13 protein-coding genes are annotated in these 19,672 nt (G+C 29.7%); 1 reads left to right on the top strand and 12 read right to left on the bottom strand.

All coding sequences use genetic code 11. The features are described 5' to 3' along the window. Positions 1–16: 16 nt before the first annotated feature. Positions 17–1,114 (top strand): Fic family protein, encoded by a 1,098-nt coding sequence (locus tag ACFSX9_RS00460; RefSeq protein ID WP_379803017.1) that lies wholly within the window; start codon positions 17–19, stop codon positions 1,112–1,114. 141 nt (positions 1,115–1,255) lie between these two features. Here ACFSX9_RS00460 and ACFSX9_RS00455 read toward each other — a convergent pair whose 3' ends face one another. The 12 genes from ACFSX9_RS00455 to ACFSX9_RS00400 all read right to left on the bottom strand — a co-directional run bounded on the left by ACFSX9_RS00455 (position 1,256) and on the right by ACFSX9_RS00400 (position 18,820). Continuing rightward, complete coding sequence (locus tag ACFSX9_RS00455; RefSeq protein WP_379803015.1) at positions 1,256–2,617, bottom strand: McrC family protein; 1,362 nt, start codon at positions 2,615–2,617, stop codon at positions 1,256–1,258. After that, entirely contained in the window at positions 2,614–5,532 is a 2,919-nt protein-coding gene (locus tag ACFSX9_RS00450) for an AAA family ATPase (RefSeq protein ID WP_379803013.1), read from the bottom strand. The genes ACFSX9_RS00455 and ACFSX9_RS00450 overlap by 4 nt, the downstream gene beginning before the upstream one ends. Positions 5,533–5,535: 3 nt before the next feature. Further along, complete coding sequence (locus ACFSX9_RS00445; protein ID WP_379803011.1) at positions 5,536–6,195, bottom strand: hypothetical protein; 660 nt, start codon at positions 6,193–6,195, stop codon at positions 5,536–5,538. 14 nt (positions 6,196–6,209) lie between these two features. After that, a complete protein-coding gene (locus tag ACFSX9_RS00440; RefSeq protein WP_379803008.1) occupies positions 6,210–7,379 on the bottom strand; it encodes a hypothetical protein in 1,170 nt (389 codons plus the stop codon). Further along, positions 7,372–9,723: a hypothetical protein gene (locus ACFSX9_RS00435; RefSeq protein ID WP_379803005.1), complete on the bottom strand. Its 2,352-nt coding sequence runs from the start codon at positions 9,721–9,723 to the stop codon at positions 7,372–7,374. The genes ACFSX9_RS00440 and ACFSX9_RS00435 overlap by 8 nt, the downstream gene beginning before the upstream one ends. 2 nt (positions 9,724–9,725) lie before the next feature. After that, positions 9,726–11,084, bottom strand: coding sequence for a restriction endonuclease subunit S (locus tag ACFSX9_RS00430; RefSeq protein ID WP_379803003.1), 1,359 nt, complete (start codon positions 11,082–11,084; stop codon positions 9,726–9,728). Beyond that, positions 11,077–12,699, bottom strand: coding sequence for an HsdM family class I SAM-dependent methyltransferase (locus ACFSX9_RS00425; RefSeq protein WP_379803001.1), 1,623 nt, complete (start codon positions 12,697–12,699; stop codon positions 11,077–11,079). The genes ACFSX9_RS00430 and ACFSX9_RS00425 overlap by 8 nt, the downstream gene beginning before the upstream one ends. 241 nt (positions 12,700–12,940) lie before the next feature. After that, positions 12,941–13,399, bottom strand: coding sequence for an IS200/IS605 family transposase (tnpA, locus tag ACFSX9_RS00420; protein ID WP_379802998.1), 459 nt, complete (start codon positions 13,397–13,399; stop codon positions 12,941–12,943). 211 nt (positions 13,400–13,610) lie between these two features. Next, entirely contained in the window at positions 13,611–13,754 is a 144-nt protein-coding gene (locus tag ACFSX9_RS00415; protein ID WP_379802996.1) for a hypothetical protein, read from the bottom strand. Positions 13,755–13,756: 2 nt separating this feature from the next. Continuing rightward, complete coding sequence (locus ACFSX9_RS00410) at positions 13,757–16,831, bottom strand: type I restriction endonuclease subunit R (RefSeq protein ID WP_379802993.1); 3,075 nt, start codon at positions 16,829–16,831, stop codon at positions 13,757–13,759. A 177-nt stretch (positions 16,832–17,008) separates the two neighbouring features. Continuing rightward, positions 17,009–17,509 carry a 3'-5' exonuclease gene (locus ACFSX9_RS00405; RefSeq protein ID WP_379802991.1) on the bottom strand — a complete coding sequence of 167 codons (501 nt, stop codon included), beginning with the start codon at positions 17,507–17,509 and terminating at the stop codon, positions 17,009–17,011. 36 nt (positions 17,510–17,545) lie between these two features. Continuing rightward, positions 17,546–18,820, bottom strand: a complete 1,275-nt coding sequence (locus ACFSX9_RS00400) for a DUF2130 domain-containing protein (protein WP_379802989.1) — start codon at positions 18,818–18,820, stop codon at positions 17,546–17,548. Positions 18,821–19,672 lie beyond the last annotated feature (852 nt).

Here is a 19,672-nt window from a genome sequence, read left to right as displayed (position 1 = left end):
ATAAACGAAAATTAAAATGGCAACTTATATCCATCAACTTAAAAATTGGCCTCACTTACAATGGAATGAGCAAGCCTTTATTTCGCTATTAAGTGAAGTTAGTAAGTTGCAAGGTAAAGTGATGGGTAAAGTAGAATTGCTAGGATTTCAATTAAAAGATGAAGCCAATTTAGAAACTTTAATTCAAGATGTACTTCAAACTTCTGAAATAGAAGGCGAAATTTTAAATCCTGAACTGGTTCGTTCTTCTATTGCTACTCGTTTAGGATTAGAACACTCGGGATTAGAAAACACAAATAGAAATGTAGAAGGTATAGTTGAATTAATGCTTGATGCGACTCAGAACAGTAACAAAAATTTGACAGGTGAGCGTTTGTTTGGATGGCACGGAGCATTATTCCCAACCGGCAGAAGTGGTTTATACAAAATTGAAGTGGGACAATGGCGAACTGGAGCGATGCAAGTAGTTTCAGGCGGAATGGGAAAAGAAACCATTCACTATGAAGCACCAAATGCAACAGTATTAATTACTGAAATGAATCAATTTATAACGTGGTTTAATGAGGAACAGCCTTTAGATTTATTGCTAAAAGCCGCTATTGCTCACCTTTGGTTTCTTACAATCCATCCTTTTGATGATGGAAATGGTAGAATCGCTAGAGCTTTAACTGATATGTTACTTTCAAAAGCAGATGGTGTAAACCAACGTTTTTATAGTATGTCAACAGAAATAAACAAACAAAAGAAAAGATACTATACCATTTTAGAACGAACGCAAAAAGGAGATTTAGAAATTACAAATTGGATTATATGGTTTTTAGAATGTTTAAAAAACAGCATCATACATTCTAGTGCAATAGTTGATAAAGTGGTTAAAAAGCATCAATTTTGGGCAAATAACACACATTTGATAAGTAATGAGCGTCAACAAAAGATGCTGAATATACTTTTGGATAATTTCGAAGGCAATTTAAACTCAAGTAAATGGGCAAAAATCACAAAAACATCACCAGATACAGCGTTAAGAGATATAACCGACTTAGTAAATAAAGGAATATTAATAAAAGCTGAGTCAGGTGGTAGAAGTACTCATTATGTGTTGAATGATTATTAATAGCTTAAAAAATATAAATTTGTGAAAATTATATTTTCCCTTTAATACCTAATTTTTGTAACACCTAGAGTACACCTGCACCCTCCTTAACCCTTATTAATAAAGGAAAAGAAGATATTGTATTGGGAAATACAAAAAAAACTAGTTCTCTAATAAAATTCCCTCTAACGAAACTTTTAACTGAATTCTAAGATCTTCAAAACAATCCATCAATCTATCCTGAGATAAAATGGTTGCAACAGAAATTGTGTTATCAACTATTGGTAATTGGTGTGCTGTTATTACTATCTTTTTCTCATCAGCAAGCTTATCGGCAATCGTTATAGTTGCAACTTCATTTATTGTATTGGTTGCAACTGAATTGGGATAGAATAATTTAATTTCTTGAATACCAAAGCGAACGGCATATGCTAACATTTGATATAAATCGGGTTGGGAAATTCCTCTTTTTGGATCCAAATCATCTGTATACACCATTTTATATTTGGTATCAGCAATTACTTTTTTAAATCCTAAATCTAAAATTAAATCGGGTTTTAAACCGAAGTTTTTTGCTTCATCTAAATACGTTCCAGAGGCTTGCCCTTTGGGATTTACACCTTCAATTTCTTTATCGATAAATCCATAAATAAAATCTTCAAAAACATATTCCATCGGTAATAAAAATGCAAATAATTTTAAGTCACTTTTATAATTGAATGAAATACTATTTTCTAAAAATAAGACACAATAATCTCGAACGGTTTCAAAACTTGAAAACATAGGATTGAATTGCATTCTCTTACATTCTTCGGCAGTTATGGTAACATCTGAAGCCTCATCTAATAAAAATAAAATATCGTTAAGATTACGTTTGTTTTGATGATCTTTAGAAACCGAAACCAATAGTTTAGTAACCTGTTTTACACATTGGTTAAACGGATTGTCCATTTCAAAAGAATCATAGGTACAATTCACTTTGTGATTTCTTCCTTTTGCTAAATTTTCATTAATGTACGTATTGAAATTTATTCGACCTTTTAAAAAGTTGAGTTCATTTTCTACCTCAACATATCTTTGAAAAATAGACGAGTTTAAAAGCTCCTTGGTATATTTACTATACAAGTAAATTAAGATTTCAAAAAAATCAGATTTCTCCGTATTTAATCCTGATAAATAGTTTGGAAACTTCAGCTTTCGGCAATAGCTCAACCACCACAATACGTGTGCATTTATAACCTTCACATCGTCTTCGGTGGTGTTTTTATCATGATGAAAAATTTTAGGAAGTAAGTTTATGGTTTGTTCTTGAAAATGAATTACGCCTACAAACTTATTCGATTTTAGTTCTTTCGTTTTATGAAAGAATTGTAAAAATCGTTGCACTTCTTCCCTATTTTCTTCTTCGTTATAATAAAATGACTTCTCTCGTTTATTCCATATATCATCTAAGAACATTTCTAAATCTTCGAAATTTTCTTCAGGAAAAGCTGTTTTATTTTTATATTCAAAAAGGTTTATCACGTTGTTTTCATTTTCAATGGCCAACCTTCCAACTCAATATTGGCTGCTCTTAAAATGGTTGCAACCTCTTTTTCATCATTCATAAAGTACTCTAGTAATAAAGGAATTACTTTATTATTGATTGTTTTTTCTAAAACGAATCCTTCTCCCATAAAATAAGCATGACCAATGGTAAAATCGTGGCCTTTTCGTTTTATAATTTCGGTGTTTATTGTTTCTAAAACGGTTGGACTGTTTATCCCTTCAATTTTAGTATTTGGATACATAGGTACAAACTCAAAACGTCTTCGCAAAGCGATATCTAGTAATGCAATTGATTTATCTGCCGTATTCATTGTTCCAATAATATATAAATTTGAAGGCACAATAAACGAATCTCCCGAAGGTAATGTTACTCGCATTGGTATTTTACCATGTGAACGTTTATCTTCTTCAATTAAGGTAATTAACTCGCCAAAAACGCGTGAAATATTAGCACGGTTGATTTCGTCTATAATGATTACGTAGTTTTCTTGCTTAACAATTTGAACATTGCTTTTACCGTTTTCTAGTAACAGTTCTAAAATTGGATTATAATAAGGTTGCAATCCTCCAAGAATTAAATCATTAACTCCTTTTTCATACATTTTTCGTAATGTATTAATGCTAAGCGTATGATTGGAATCACCAATATTTTTTCTGAATTCAATTGATTTCTCGCCGACTTCCGTAATATAAAAAGAAGATTTTTTCATTTTAATTTCCAGCTCCTCAACATCGCCTCCATTTAAAGGTTTAAGTAATTCCTGAAAAACCAAATCAAAATCTTTTTTAGCGGTTGCTGGATTTTTAGATGCTGATAGATTTTTCAAAGCTCTATCTGCAATGCGTTTAAAAACGCCATCTTTTTTCTCAAAAGTTAAAGCACTTCCGTTTTCTGTATCTGGACGCAAACCTTGAATAAAATCTTCGTAACTGTAATTTTGATGAAACGTAATAAACTCAATTTGGTTGCCTAAATTAGTATTAAATACTTCCAAAGCTTCATCATAACTTATAGCATCATTTCCTGTAATAATTTTTGCCGATTCTAAAACGGTGTTATATGTTTTCCCTGTTCCTGGTGGACCGTAAAGGATTTGATTAATTGGAGCTGTGTAATTTGAAATTATAGGATTTTCCATAGATAAGTTAATTTGATAAATATCAGAAATGAAATCTTTATTGGTATATTTTCTAAATGGACTTTTATTATTTCTTGATAATTCAATAAGTATTGCATCTTTAATTTGTTCTGAAAATTCGCTAATATCGTCTACCTCGTTCCAGTATGCTTCTATTTCTTTTTTTGAATTAGTAAAGCTCCCGTGCCTAACAGTTAAAACTTCAGAAGATATAAAGGAGAATATAGTTTTCTTTTTTATTTTTCCGATACTAAAAACATATCTATTTCCAACAATGAACACAAGTCTATTTATATTTTTTCTTACATTAAAACTAATTCTATCATCATCGAATGCAATACCGTTTTCACGAACGAATGATCTAAGAAAAGCTAAAAAATCATATAATTTATCTTTATCAAATACTCTTTTAACTTCTTCATAAACATTATCAAGACCAGAGCTATTTATATCTAGCAAACTTTGATATTCTTGTTCTGTAGCAGTAAAATTTGTTCCTTGATTGCCACCATTAAAGTTTGCAAAAGACTTATCCTCTTTAATATCTTCCCATAGAATTGGGCTTTCACAAAAGTTATAATCAATTTCAACTAGAACCCTATCTTTTTCTTCATTTTCTGAAACATTGAAATAATATTTATTTTCGTTTTCACCTTCTTTGTATAAGCCAACATCTGACATTACAGTTCCTAGTGCATAACAACCCGATTTATTACCCGAAACCCATAATATAAATTTATCTCCTTTTTTTATTTTCTCTTTATGAGCATTTACTAACCACGTTTTTAAATCATTAGCTTTTAACGATTCTTGAACATTGTAAATCTTTGGGTTACCTTGAAACACCCAATAATTAATATCTCCTTCTTTATCCAGCATTTGATACAAAATATCTTGTACTAATAATAAGTGATTCGTTCCATCATAATAATCAGGAATGAAGCTTTTAACTTGTTCTATTAATTCGGTATCTTTTTCAATATAATCTTCGATGATTTGATTAATTAACTCCAAATAATGTGGATATTTCTCGTTCTTTTTAGCTTCATTAATGCCTAATAAAGTGCAAAGTTTTTTATAAAACGAATATTTATAAAAAGTATATTTTTCGGGATTATAAAAAGTTAAATAAGTTGCAATCGTTCTTTCATCTTGATGATGTTGCATTGTCTCACCTAAAGATCTATAAATTGCTAATGATTCAGAGTTAAATGATGCTACTCTTTCTTTTAAACTTTTATTTTCATCAAAAAGCATTTTAAAAAGAACACGCATTTCGTCAGGCTTATTTTCTACTAAATTATAAATTACTGCTTTGCCCATAGCGTAAATTAAATTACCATAGGCAATGCTTTTAATTTCATTTAGTAGATTTTCAGCATCTAAATTTGGTCGACCTTTATATTGTGAAAGTAGTTCCCATTTGTATTTTTCATCATTTAGATGGGTTTCTTTAATGTGATTTTTGTAACTTTCTATTAATTTTTCGATTCCATCTTGTTGCATATCAATCATTTCAAAACCAAACTTTTTTAAATATTTATTAGTTCCCTCACCACCTCCGTAGCTCCATAACGGTTCTCCATTCATTTGCTCATGTGCATATTTCATAACTTCCTTTGGAGGGTAGGGTTTATTATTAATTAATACTTGCCATCGAGTGGGTGTATTTAATTTTTTCTTTTCAAATTCAATCTTTTCAATTGCTTTTAAAACATGTTCTTTTGTAATATTATTAGGTTGAAATGCCATATTTTATAAATTATATCCCTCATGCCAAAAGTACATATCTACTACTTTCAATAAAGGATAATGAATAGTGTCAATTTTATATAATTCTTGTTGCAACTTTATTAAATCTGCTTTATTATCTTCTACGAACTGAAATAACTCTTTGTAACTCTTCTCATTCATTTTATTAAAAGTGAAGCCATTAGCTTTAACTCCATTATTATAATAACGATCAAAAGCCGGACTACATCCTAAAGTTCCAATTATAATTTTAGAAATCAAAGTATCAGTTGGTTTTCTATCAACCAACTCTTCTTTCATCATATATTGTAAACTGTTGTAATGTTTATAAAGTGCTTTTGTTAGATATATAATTCTGCTAATATCTAAACTAGTTACTTCAAGAATAGTATCGCATCTTAAATCGTAAAAATCCTTAATGATTTGAACCGCTTTTATGTGAATGGTGTAATCTTTCTGAAAAATAGCAGCAGAACCTCTATACATACCCCAGCTAGCTAAATAAAACCCTAAATGTAACGCAAGTACGTTTTCATCTTGGTTAATATCTGCAAATGCTTCATAACAATTCTTCCAAGAATTAAAACGATTATTATAATCTGTTTTAATATAGTTGTGGAAACTAAGTGTGCTATTTGGGGAAAAATTAAAATCAATTTTCATTATTATGTTTTTTTTTATGATTGAGAAATCAATAAAAATTTATCATAAATATCTTTATCTAATTTAGCTAAAGGTCTTTTATTAAAATCTTTCGAATCAAAATAGTTTCTAAAATGATATCTGTAGAACTCCTCTTCTGATGTTTTTAATTGCGTTATAATTTCAGAAATTGATCCAATATAATGTGGACTTGATTTGTCAAATTTGGCATAAATTTCTTCGACAGAATCATCATGTAATTTATAAACCTCTTGTAATTTGAAAACATTTATACTGCCAGAATTTTTTTTATTTTTATCTCCAAATATTCTATCGTTTTTTTTAAATGATAAATTCATATTTGGAACAAGAAATGGACTAAATATAATCTCTTTCTTTCCATTATAATTATTAGTTGATAATTCAAAATCAAAAAAGGCATCTTTTTCAAAACCACCCAAATATGGATGAATATGAGTATCTAATGTGAAATCAATATTTCCCTTTAAATTACTATTACAAATGAAACAACTTGGTATAAGATTATAAAAACTTAAACTTAAATATTTATAACGAGATTTACTGAAAAAGTGATCATAAGTGGGCCCAATAACTCTATTGTTTTTATCAGATACATGTGTAATAAAATTTCTATTACAATAAGGACAACATTTAAGATCTAATTTATGTCCGATCTTTAAATCAATTTCATCATAAAAATTTTTATAGTTAAAAAAATAGTTATAAATCCTCACATTTGTAAACTTGATTTCTTTATCTAATTGGTCATTTAATATTAATAATTGCTCTGGTGTACCAATAATTAAATCGTTGTTATTTATAAAATTTAAAAGTTTATTCGAAATATCTTCATAATCCCTAAATAACATCGTTTTTCTGCACTTTGACCTTTTGTCTGCTTTTATTTTATATTTTTCCAAAGTATAGATTAAGTCCATAGTTTCCTTACCACTACCTTTCCCGTGTTTTGAATCAAGTAATTTATCTCTATTCTTAATAACTTTTAAGGCACTTGAATAAGCACGTACTTTTCCTTTAACAATTTTTTTTTCTAACAACAATGGCGATTCCAATATTGCTATTACGTCTAAAATTGAATTTATTTTAGATGTTAGTTTTGAATTAATTTCTTTACCATATTCAATAATTATATCAGCTAAAGCATTATTGTCAATTTTAATCATTTTTCTTTTTCATTTTTAAAACATCTAGTTCCTTTTGCTTTTTTTCTATTAAATAATCTAAATCAAAATCTGAAGAAGATTTTTTGTTTTCTAACATTTCTATTAATTTATACTTAATAAAAGGCTCATCAATGATTTCAACTTTTCGTAAATAATATTTAAAATCAGTATTAGATAGTTCTTTATCAATTTTATTGATTTCGTCTACTAATTCTGTAATATATTTATGAGCAAAATCACCCATAAAACCATTTTGCAAGAAAAAATCATTTGCTAATAAATCATGTATATTGGCTCCGAAGGTATTAGACTCTTTAATTAATTTAGGCATTCCTGCTTTTAACCTTAATATATTTGAAGAAACTATGTCAGATAAGATAAATGGCGAATGAGTTAAGAGAATAATATTAAAATTCTTCAAATCACTTAAGGAGCTTATTCCTTTTATTGAATTAACAACATCTTTAATAAAGTTTTTTTGAAATTGCGGATGATAGTATAATTCTATTTCATCTAAGATTATATTAACATCTTTGTAGCTTCTCAATTTAGAGTCAATTTCTTTATTTTCAGTTATCGATTTTAAATTATTGATATGGTAGCTTATTGTATTGATATTAAATATATATTGCTGTTCTCCAGAACTCAAACTTGATAATTTAATAGGTTTATCTTCAAATAAAAATTCAATATCAACATCAAATATATTGGGAAATAGATTCAAGAAAATATCATCTGTATCAATATTTTCAGTATTTTTTTTTAAGTATAAAACATCATTCTTAATAACAGTAATCCATTCTAAAATTTGTTCAATTGAAACAATAATCTCTTTATCTAAATCCCAACTTTTTATAAATGCTAACCTTTCTTTATAAAAATCATAATTTATCAAAAAATTGTAAGTCTGAAAAAACTTTTTTGTTATATGAGTGTTTTTATTTTTATTTATAATGTCTCTAGTTTTTTCTTGTTGCCATTTTTCTAAACTTTCAACATTTTCTAACATATCTCCACTTGAATTACTATCATAATTATAGAAGTGCAATGTATAAGTATTAGCAATCTTTCGAAATTTTTTAATCAAATATCCAACCGTGTAATCTAAAATATTTTTTTCTTGATTGTAAAAATGAAAATGATTAGGATAGTCTGATATAAAGTCAACAAAATTAGATTGTGTTTTATAGTCAATCCCAATCTCGCTAATCGGGAATCTATCACTATCCTTAACTTTTCTTTTAAGAAGAAATTTACTGAACTTATATTTAGATAGTATTGAAGCTTCTTGTTTATGGTTTAATTGGTCAATAATATTGTAAATTAATCTATCTACCGAAAGGTCTAATTCATTATTTATATCAATTATTCCATCTTTTCTATAAGGATTAATAACCAGTGGAGTTTGATATCCATCGTTTTTATGGAAAAGATTAAATATCCAGTTTCCCATTTGATTTGAATTCAAAGAGTGTAAAGAATAGTTTAGTAATACTGTATAAAAAAATTCTTCATCTGGTATCGTTATTTTATCTTTTATTTTTTGAGTACAGAAAATATTTTCTCCTTTTAAATAAAATAATTGAAAATTAAAGTTGTTTTGTAAATTTTCATTAAAATTAACTTCTCTTTCATATTCTCTTGCTAATAAGTCAATTTTCTTTAAAAAACTATTATTTAATTCAATAAACATTTGTAACGGTTCTAGACATGATAATTTACAGTCCAGTTCATGATATTCATTACCTTCATATTTATAACGTAGTAATAACTTTTTAAATTTGCCAAAATTTATATTTTTTTCCTCTATAAAATATTGACTAAAAAAAGCATTTAAACAATTTGAAATAACGATAATGTTTTCATTTAAATCACATTCTTTTAATTTAAACATATCGTCCTTTTGAACACTAAATTCATTATTCAAAAATGGCCCTAATTCCGTAATATACTCAACTGCTAGTATTAGTAAGTGCCGTATGTTACTAAAAGTATTTTGCTGAGAAGAGTTCATTGTTTTGAAATGGTTACATGCTAAATAATAGCTTATAGTATTATTAAAATCTACTAAACTACTTTTGCCACTTCCATTTTCACCAACAACCGCAGAAATATTTATTTTAATATCATCAGATGAGTAAATATCAATTGAATTTTCAGGACTTTGAATTTCAACATTTATTTCAGATAAGTTGTTATTTAAAATGGATATTTCATTTCCATCTTTATCTTTAAACAAATAATTCTGATAAAATTTATAAATTACTCCAGCTTTCAAATTTTTTAAAAATCTATCATCACATCCTACTAAAGGTCTTATCGCCAAAAACTTAAATCCGCTCATATCTACCCTTTTTTATATTCCTCTCTCCCCTCAGCAACCATACCCAACTCCTGCTCAACATCTCCAACCGTAACCTGACCATTCATTAACATAGGCAACAACCAATCGCGAAGCGAAGCAAGTTGTTGGTTTTCTCTTAGATTTTTCTGCTTTTTGATTTGTAAAGGCTCCATAAATTCATAGAACTTTCCAGCTAAATGCGTTGGTGGTTTGGCAACAAAATAATTACTTACAAAAGTTTCAAATAATAAATTTTTGATACCACTAGTTTTACCTTCAAAACCAAATAAAACACCATGATCATATGCTCTATTCCATTCAAATACGAAATTATATAAATATATTTCATCTTCTAAAGTTACTGCTTTACAGAAATTGGAACATATAATTGGAGCATCAAAACGCTCTAAAGTTTCTTTTGTAATGAATGCCATTCTTCCTGTTGATTGAGTTGGACTTCCACCTGAAATTTCAACTATTAAATCGTGAGGATCTAACATTTTATGCGAATTCTTTTCAAGAATGTATCTAATTGGTGCTTTTACTTCTCCATTACCATTTAAGCCATTTAAATCCGCACCTCGAATACAATGTACTTTTTCAGTATAATTACCTTCAATAGCTTCTTTTCCCCAATCGCCACTTTTGTCTTTTCCAATCCAATTACCAAGATTATCAACCTCCCAACCCTCAGGAATTTCTCTCTTCAACTCTTCATTCCACACCATTTTACCGCCTGATGATTTGTATGGTTTTCCAGTAGAAACCACCCCGTCCTGCGGACACCCCTCCAAAGGAGGTGAAGTTGGAAAATCAAACTGTACAAACCAATAATCATAAAGCGTTTTTGCCATTGCTTCTAACTCAACATTGATTTTGTTGTTGAGTTCGATTTTAGTGTCCAAATCAGATAAAAATTTTGAAATTTTCTTTTGTACTTTTATATCAATTGCATAAAATTTAAAAGAAGATAAATTATCATTTGTCAGATTTGGAAATGTAGAACCACTTGTTAAATTTAAAATTGAATTTAAATTATATTCAATTAAGTATTTTAAATAATGATTATAACTTTGACCTTCTTTATGAGAAATAGCGGCCAAACCTCGCCCGATTGCATAACTTCTATCAGACCAATTCATCCTTCCAGTAGTGGAACCTCTAACACAAAATAAAATTTCTTTTTCTTGACATATTTTTTTTGGGTCGGTTGTATATTGTCGTGGAACAGGGTAAAAATCAGTAAATTCAGCAGGACCATTCAATAATGGAATGCCTACACCATTTTCGTTACAAGTTTCACCTTGAGGTGATTGTCCCATCTTAATATTTGCAATTTCTGAAAGCATAACTTTACTCATACTTCAATTCTTTCAAATTATTCTGAATTTCCATTTCCAACGTTTTACTTTCGGCAAACAAAGCTTCTAAACTGCTTTCAAAAGCATTCATTTTTTCTTTAAATTCTTCTGCCGTAATATCAGTATATTCTATTTTTACTTCAAAATATTGTCCCGCACTCAAGCTGTAGTTTTTTGCTTTTATTTCGTCATAAGTTACTACTACAGAAAAATCAGCAACAGCGGTTTTCGTGTTAAACGTATCAATAATGCGGTCTTCTTCGTCATAGCTCAAAACCGTTTTCTGGTTTTTGCCTTCTTTAATCGTGGTTCCTAAATTAGAAGCATCAATCAAAACGACGTCGCCTTTGTTTTGCTTGTCTAAAAATAAAATAGAAACGTTGGTTCCTGTAGTAGCAAAAATATTACTCGGCATACTTACAACACCCGCTAACATTTTGCTTTCCACCATACGTTCTCTAATCTTTTTGTCAATACCACTTTGTGCCGTGATAAATCCTGTAGGCACCACTATAGCCGCTTTTCCTTTTTCGCTCAACGAAAACATAATGTGTTGCAAAAACAACAAATAAATCGCCATACTTTCTTTCTTGCTTTTTGGAATATTAGGTATTCCTGCAAAAAAGCGTTCGTGGTTTTCTTTGCTGTCTAAATCGGTACTAAAATCAGAAAAATCTAATTTAAACGGAGGATTCGAAACAATATAATCAAACTGTTGCAAGCGTCCGTTTTTGTCTTTGTGATACGGTTCTAAAATGGTATTTCCTTTCACCACATTAGGGATTGAGTGAACCAAATTGTTCAAAATTAAATTCAAACGCAACAAGTTAGACGACTTCTGCGAAATATCTTGGGAGTAAATGGTACACTTGTCTTCGCCAATTTGATGGGCTAAATTCATCAATAAAGTCCCCGAACCCGCACTTGGATCATAACAAGTAACATTGCTCACGTTTTCATTCACTAAACAACGTGCCATAATTTTAGCTACGGCGTGCGGTGTAAAATATTCGGCATATTTTCCACCACTATTGGTGTTGTAATCTTTGATTAAATATTCGAAAATTGTCGCATAAAAGTCAAATTTCTCGTGAAAGATGTGCTCAAAACTAAAATTGACTAATTTGTTTATGATGGCTTTGCAAAACTCATCACGTTTGTCGGTTACATATTTGCTGATGTTTTCAAACAATACAATTTTTTCGCCACCTTCGGTAATTACCGAGAAAATATCGCTGTTGTTTTTAGCAATATCTAACAACGTATTGTCAAATAAATCCGAAAACTTGGGTTCGTTCTGGCGTTTGTATAAACTGGAAATCAATTGATCTGGGAGAATATTCGCGGTGCTTTCTCTCATTTGCATCGTCAGCATTTCGTAATCATCCGCAGGTAAATCGCGTAAAGCATCTTCCCATTTTTCGGCCTTTGCAATGTTGGCATCTAATTCTTTTACTTCGTGAACAAATTTGTCGTTCAGGAATTTATATAAAAATACTTGGGTGATAATCTTGAATTCGTTTCCGTCATTTCCCAAACCATAATTGGCACAAACGCTTTTTAGCTCGTCAATTAGATTTTTGGTTTGGGTTTCAAATTGTGTGGTTGTGGTCATTATATCTGTTGCTATTTTAAATATATTGGGATTCTTGTATTGTTTTGTTTGTTACCCCGAAGGGGTTTTATATTTGTAAAAAAACTAACTAATTTTGGGTCGACCCCAACGGGGTCGTATTTTCATGTTATAATCGTGTTCTATAAACATATGACCCTTTCAGGGTCGTAAATTGATGATGTATTTTTTTCTTATAAACGTGTGACCCTTTCAGGGTCTTTAGGGGCTAGATTATGATATTTTATTCTAGCCATTGAAATAGATATTCTTGCTTGAAATCGATTTTAAATTTTTCTAAAAAATCAACATATTCTTCTTTAAAACTTCTTTTTCTGTGATGTTCTTTTTGGTTTGAAATATAAGCAATTACATTATCTAATGCAGAATGACTATACGAAAATGCTCCGAAACCTTCCTGCCATTCAAATTTACTATTCGTAAACGCTTGTTCCTTTATAAAACTATTAGATGATTTTTTAATTTCTCGCACTAAATCTGATAAACAACAACTTGGCTTCATACCAATCAAAATATGAATATGATCTGGCATTCCATTTATCGCTAACATTTTTTGTCCTTTATTCTGCACAATACCTGTTATATATTTGTATAAATCCTCTTCCCAGACGGTTGCAATTAATGCCTGTCGATTTTTTACAGCAAAAACAATTTGAATATATATTTGCGAATATGTGCTCATAGTTTTTAATTTAATTAATGCCCATAAAAAATTGTGCTCCTTATTATAATTTTACTGTTAACCAACTGAAATTATTACGTCAAGATTATAAAAATTAATTTCTTGTTCTCGCGTTTTTCCTGCAATATCATCATGTTGAGTGGTTGTTCGGAAATCCCGACATACCACTTTTTTATCCATTGACCTTCTTTGAAAATATTTTGAATCAATTCTATTCTCTAATGGTAGTACTAGCCTTTCCTAACAGAAAAGCCATTTTAGTTTGAGAAAGCCAAATCGTGTCTTCTTCACGCATCACATCAATTTTGGTATTGCCTTCCTGATTTTGATAAATGAGTATTTCTCCTTTTTCCATAACTAAGCTATTCTACCATAAAACTCATTCATATATTCTTTAACTATCATTCCGTTAATTCTTTTTGTCGCCGCAGCATCCAGTGGAATGTTGTTTTTGTTTTTAAATTGATCAATCACCAATCGCATCATCATTCGGTCTACAAAACTTTCATTTTCTAGCATTTTAGAATTTTGCATAATTTGATTGTCAACTTCTTTTTTCAATCCTTGCAAGGCTTCAAATAATTTGCTTTCGCTATCGGTTAATGGATCTTTTTCCATTAATCGTTTGTGCAAACGAGCGTATTTTTCGTCGTTGTCATATTTAGCACGCAGCAATTGGTTTTTGCGTTCTAATTCTTTGGCTTTATCGTAAATGTCTTGAAGTGCTTTTATATTGGCTTCCATTTCTTCTTTGGTTACTTCGCTTAAATTTTTCTTTTTAAACAAGCGTTCCAATTCTTCTTTCAAAGAAACAAAAACAGGATCTTTCTGGTCGAAATTTCCTCCCAGCATTTCTCTCGTTTTTTGTAAAGTAGTTTTCAATTTGTCTGCCAAAACCATTTCTCCTTCTTTCACTTTCACAAAAGCAAACAGAATATCTTCCAACGCAATATTTAGTAAATTTGTAGTATCTACATTTTTCTCTAAAGCTTCTTTGGTATTGATTAAAGCCAAATGATTGTTGGCTTCCGTTGATAGTTTGGTTAGTTTGTGAAAATCCAACGTATTCAATAATTCATGATTACCAGACAATCGAATAAGATTATACAAACTCTTAGCATTATTTAAAGCACGAGCAATTTTCAACATTTCACTTCGATCTTGAATCTGTGAAATTTGTTGCGAGAAAACTTCAGCGTTTATAGTGTTATAATGCGATAAAACTTCCTTAATTTCGGCTATTTCTTGGTTTATTTCTTCGGGTGATTTAAACAAGTCCGAATAGTACTGCATTTCATCACCTAATTCCGATTGCAATTCGTTGAAATAATCCTGATTGGTTTTGTCGAATTCTTTTTGAATATCAGCAAAATCAACAACGTAACCGTATTTGAATTCTTTATAAGTTCGGTTAACACGTGTAAGCGTTTGCAACAAATTATGTGCTTTAATTACACGACCAATGTATAGTTTTTTCAATCGAGGTGCATCAAAACCAGTCAACAACATATTGTACACAAATAGCAAATCGATTTTTCCGTCTTTGAAATCATCTACTTGATTTTTACGATCTTCTTTTGTGCCTACATCGTGTAAAATAACCGCTGCAGCTTTCACTTTACTATCGTTTCTTTTTTGATTGCCATACGATTCACGAGGTTCTGCTGCCACTAATAAATCCTCCTCTTGCCAATTGTCAGCACTATATTTCGATTGGAAAATTTCGAACAACATTTTGGCTTGGTCGGAAGAATCGCAAACGACCATAGCACCAATTGTGTTATCATTAAATGAGATACGAGCACGCTCAAAATCTTGCACAATATATTCCAACATCGGTTCTACAAATTGACGATGTGCATACACTTTAGTACGATCAGTATTTCCTTTTAAAATGTCAATCGATTCTAAAGCTTCTTTCAATTTCAACTGATAGTTGGTTTCTATCTCTTCCCTAATTAAGCGAAGTGTATAACCATCAGCAATCGATGAATTGTAATAATATTTATGAATATAATTACCAAATAAAGCTTTGGAATTAAAATCATTTCCTAATAGTGGTGTTCCAGTTAAACCGATTTTAATAGCATTCTCGTCCGATTGTTTTAAGTTCGCTAAAAAACTACCTTTAGGGTTATAACTTCTATGAACCTCATCTAAGAAATAGACGCGCTGCATATTTAAATTGTAATCGGTATTCTGAACTACATCAGGATCGTCTTGAAACTTTTGAATGTTAACTACCGTGATTTCTGCTTTTCCAGAATTGTTATGAATAACAGAAGTTGATTTGATATCTTTTGAAAATTCTTCTCTTGAATTAACATTATGCACTACCAAACCTCTACTTCTAAATTCTTTCCCAGCCTGAATTAACAAATCCAAACGATCCACAATAAAGTAAAACTTAGGAACAATGTTTTTCTGCTGAAAATAATGCGTTAAGTATTTGACATTGTAATAAGCCAAAGCTGTTTTTCCACTTCCTTGTGTGTGCCAAATGATACCATTTTTCACACCTTCATCTAGTTTCGCTTCAATTGCTTTTGTTGCAAAAAGTTGCGGATAACGCATCATGTGTTTCTGCAAGCCTTTGGTTTCTTTCACATAAGCGATTCCATATTGCAACACAAAAGCCAAACGCTCCCTTTGAAACAAAGAAGTACAGATTCTATTGGTTGGTGTATTGTGCCGTTTATTGGTAATAAATTCCGATGCGTTTTTAATGCTTAGTAAATTAGTATCCTGCAACACAAAATTTTCTAAATCATCAGGAACAATTGTGAGTAATTTCTTTAAATCAAATTCTATTTCTTCTCTAAAGTAATTAAAAATAGGTTTATAGTAAGAAGGCGTAGCATAAAAAGCACCTTCAATTGGAAGCAATGAATTAGCATCATATTCCATATTATTGGAAAAGACCATCAACTGGGTAATGTTGATAAAATTGCGGAATTTTTTATTTTGAAATCGGGTTTGAATGCGTTTGTGTTCCGCTAAAACTCCGTCTTGATTGTTAGGTTTCTTAACTTCAATAAAAACCAAAGGCATTCCGTTAATGAGTAAAATAATATCAGGACGAAATTCTTCATCATCCTTTTTATACGTTAACTCTGTGACTACGTTAAAAGTATTATTATCAAAATTTTCAAAATCTATCAATCTAATTCCAGACTGGTCAATTAGCTTTTCATAAAAAACTTTCCCTAAGTCCTCGTTTTCTAAACATATAGCTACTTCCGCATAAACTCTATTTACGTCGCTTGGATTTAGTCCAGGGTTAATTCTTAGTAAATTTTCTTTAAAAATATCGGTAAAAATATTGGTTGTTTCATCCCAAACTTGATTTTTTAAAGATAGATATTCATAACCTAAACGCATTAAATGCAGTATGGTAGGAATCTTAACCCTTGAGTCTTCGTTGAATATCATTTATAAATGAGTATTATTTTAATAGCTGTTTCAAACTTACCGATTTTAAGTAACAACGGCAATATTAAATTAAGTATTTTTGAATTGTAGAAAACAAAAAAACGTCATAACGTCATGAAGGTTTTAAAACTCTGAAAGGCAATACGATTTTTTAAATAAAAATTAAGTTGTAGTTGCTTAATTATCCCCTTGAGCAATTAAAAAAAGTTTCGCACAAGCGCGAGCATCTGACAACGCTTCGTGATGTTTTAATTGAATGTTGTGAATTTTACAACACGCATCTAATTTTGCTGGTTTGTAGCCTTTTGCTTTGTAAATCTTTAAGGTACATTCCCATTTAATTGCAATATTTAAATCTTGATAATCTATTCCGTAATCGCTCATTGTTTTATACAAAACAGTTCGGTCAAAACTTTCATTGTGAGCCACAATTGTTTTACCAAATAAACGTTTTTTAATCTCTGGATAAATTACATTAAAATGAGCTACATTTTGTGTATCTCTTTCTGTAATGCCATGCACTTGAATGTTATGCCAATTGTATTGATTGTTTGGCGGTTTTATTAAGGCGTGAAATTCATCAATAATCACTCCATTCTCCACCGTAACAATTCCAACCGAACAGATGTGATGGTTTATAGCGGTTTCAAAATCTATGGCTGTGAAGGAGTTTGTCATTTGTTGCATTTTAGTTGCTTTATATTGCAAGTTTTATTAGCTGTTTTTTGTTAAATTTTCAAATTTTGCTTTCATTGTCGGATTACCTGCTGTCAATTTTTTGATTGTTAAATCTTCTGCTTTATTGTTAGCTAATCGCAAATTGTTTTCTGAAGACAATAAAGCATCTTTTGTTTTTTGAAGATGTATTATCGTTTTATCTATTTCGTCAATTGCTGTTTTAAATTTTCTACTTGCTAAATCGTAATTCCTTGCAAAACCTTCTTTAAATTCATTGATATTTTCTTCAAAATTTGTAATATCAAGATTTTGGTTTCTCATCAAGTTTAATTCTGCTTTGTACTGCATTGAATTCATAGCAGCATTTCTAAGTAATGTAATTATGGGTATGAAAAATTGAGGTCGCACCACATACATTTTTTTAAATTTGTAAGATACATCCACGATTCCTGTATTATAAAATTCGTTTTCTGATTCTAGTAAAGACACCAGAACTGCATATTCGCATTTTTTTTCTGTTCTATCCTTATCAAGTTTTGCGAAAAAATCTTCATTTTTCTTTTTCGAAGCTGTTTCGTCATTTTCATTTTTCATTTCGAACATAATTGAAATGATTTCATTGCCAGCTTCATCAGTTTCTTTATAAATAAAATCACCTTTATTTCCACCTCTGGAATCATTATCTTTTTCAAAATAAGCATTTTGAAAGGCAGTTGCTCGCAGTTTATTAAACTCTGCTTCGCAATGCTGCTCCAAAGTTTCGCCTATCATTTTTGTAGAGAGTTTTTGCTTGTAATCCTTTAGTCGATCAATTTCATCATCTTTCATTTTAATAGTCTCTTCTTTTAATTTAAGCGTGTTATTAAAATTTTCATTGAGAGACTTTTCAAATAACTGTTTTTCAGTTTCTTTTGACTTTAATTCATTCAGAAGCGTATCGCGTTCTTTTTCTATTTCTTTTACTGCGTTTGAAACATCTAATTTCTTTTCCATTGCTGCATTCTGAATTTTAGATTTCATATCGGCAATTTCAGATTCTTTTGATGCAAGTTTTTGAGTTAGCTCAAGTTCATTTTTAGCTTTTAGTGCACTAATTTCACTTTCTTTTTTTGCTAGATCTACTTGGAATAAAATCTTAAGTTTTGATTCTGCGAGTAGAATTTCATTCACCTTTTCTTTTTCGGCAAGATTTAATCGATTTTGTAACTCTTCGTCAAATTGATGATCTCGAACTTGTTTCAAAATAGAAGCAAATCCTGCTTCATCAACTTTAAAGGCTTTACTGCAATTAGGGCAAATTATATCGTTCATATCTGTAAAGTTTATCAAAGAATTAAAAAGTAATTTAGTAACAAAAGGGTTTATTCTTCCAAATATATAATCTTTTACTTAACAAAAAAACAAATACATCTTATAAAAAGAAGTGCTATTAAAAAAAATGAATAATACTACTAATCCAATAAAAGAGCTGCTTGGCAAGTTAACTAAATATGAAAAAAAATCGTTTTTTCTTAAAAAAACAGAAATTAGCAAGTGATTTTTAGATTTACTATTTCGCTCATTATTCCAATCGTAAAGTGCTAGAGATACAAGCAGTCCTAACTTCTGTATTACATGAACTAATTCTACATTTTAAAACACTAAAAATCTGTATGATAATTTCTTTTCAAAATTGTAATACGTTTTAAAAAGAATATTGAATGGTACTTTCTATTTTTTTTGTGATTAAAAATTAATTAAAATAAAAAAGTTCACAGTTTTGTGATCAAAAAAAATAAAATTAAAAAAAGTTCACAGTTTTGTGCCAGTTCTAGAATTGAAAATAAAATTGACACAACTTATTTTTAAAATAAAAAACATTTATTTGATGTACTTAATTTTCTGTGGTAATTTATCCAATGCTGTTGACATTTCGCCTTAAGTACCAGAACTAGTGCGAGTGTTTTATCATTATGGTCTTAGGTGTTCTGAAGTATTATAGTTGCATGACTTTTTAAAATGTATCAAATTTTTATACTCTTATTTTCAAATAGTATTAAAAAAAATCAAGAAAAATAATTTTATTTTAGTACAAAAAATAAAGAGAGACTTTAAAAAGAATATATTCCAAGTGTTGTGAAATTTGTCCGTTTACTGTGGTAATTATATCTAGCACCACCTAAA

The organism is Flavobacterium ardleyense (assembly GCF_042686085.1).
Taxonomy (GTDB): domain Bacteria; phylum Bacteroidota; class Bacteroidia; order Flavobacteriales; family Flavobacteriaceae; genus Flavobacterium; species Flavobacterium ardleyense.
The sequence above is the reverse complement of the archived record's forward strand: the minus strand, read 5'-3'. Positions and strand labels throughout refer to the sequence as shown.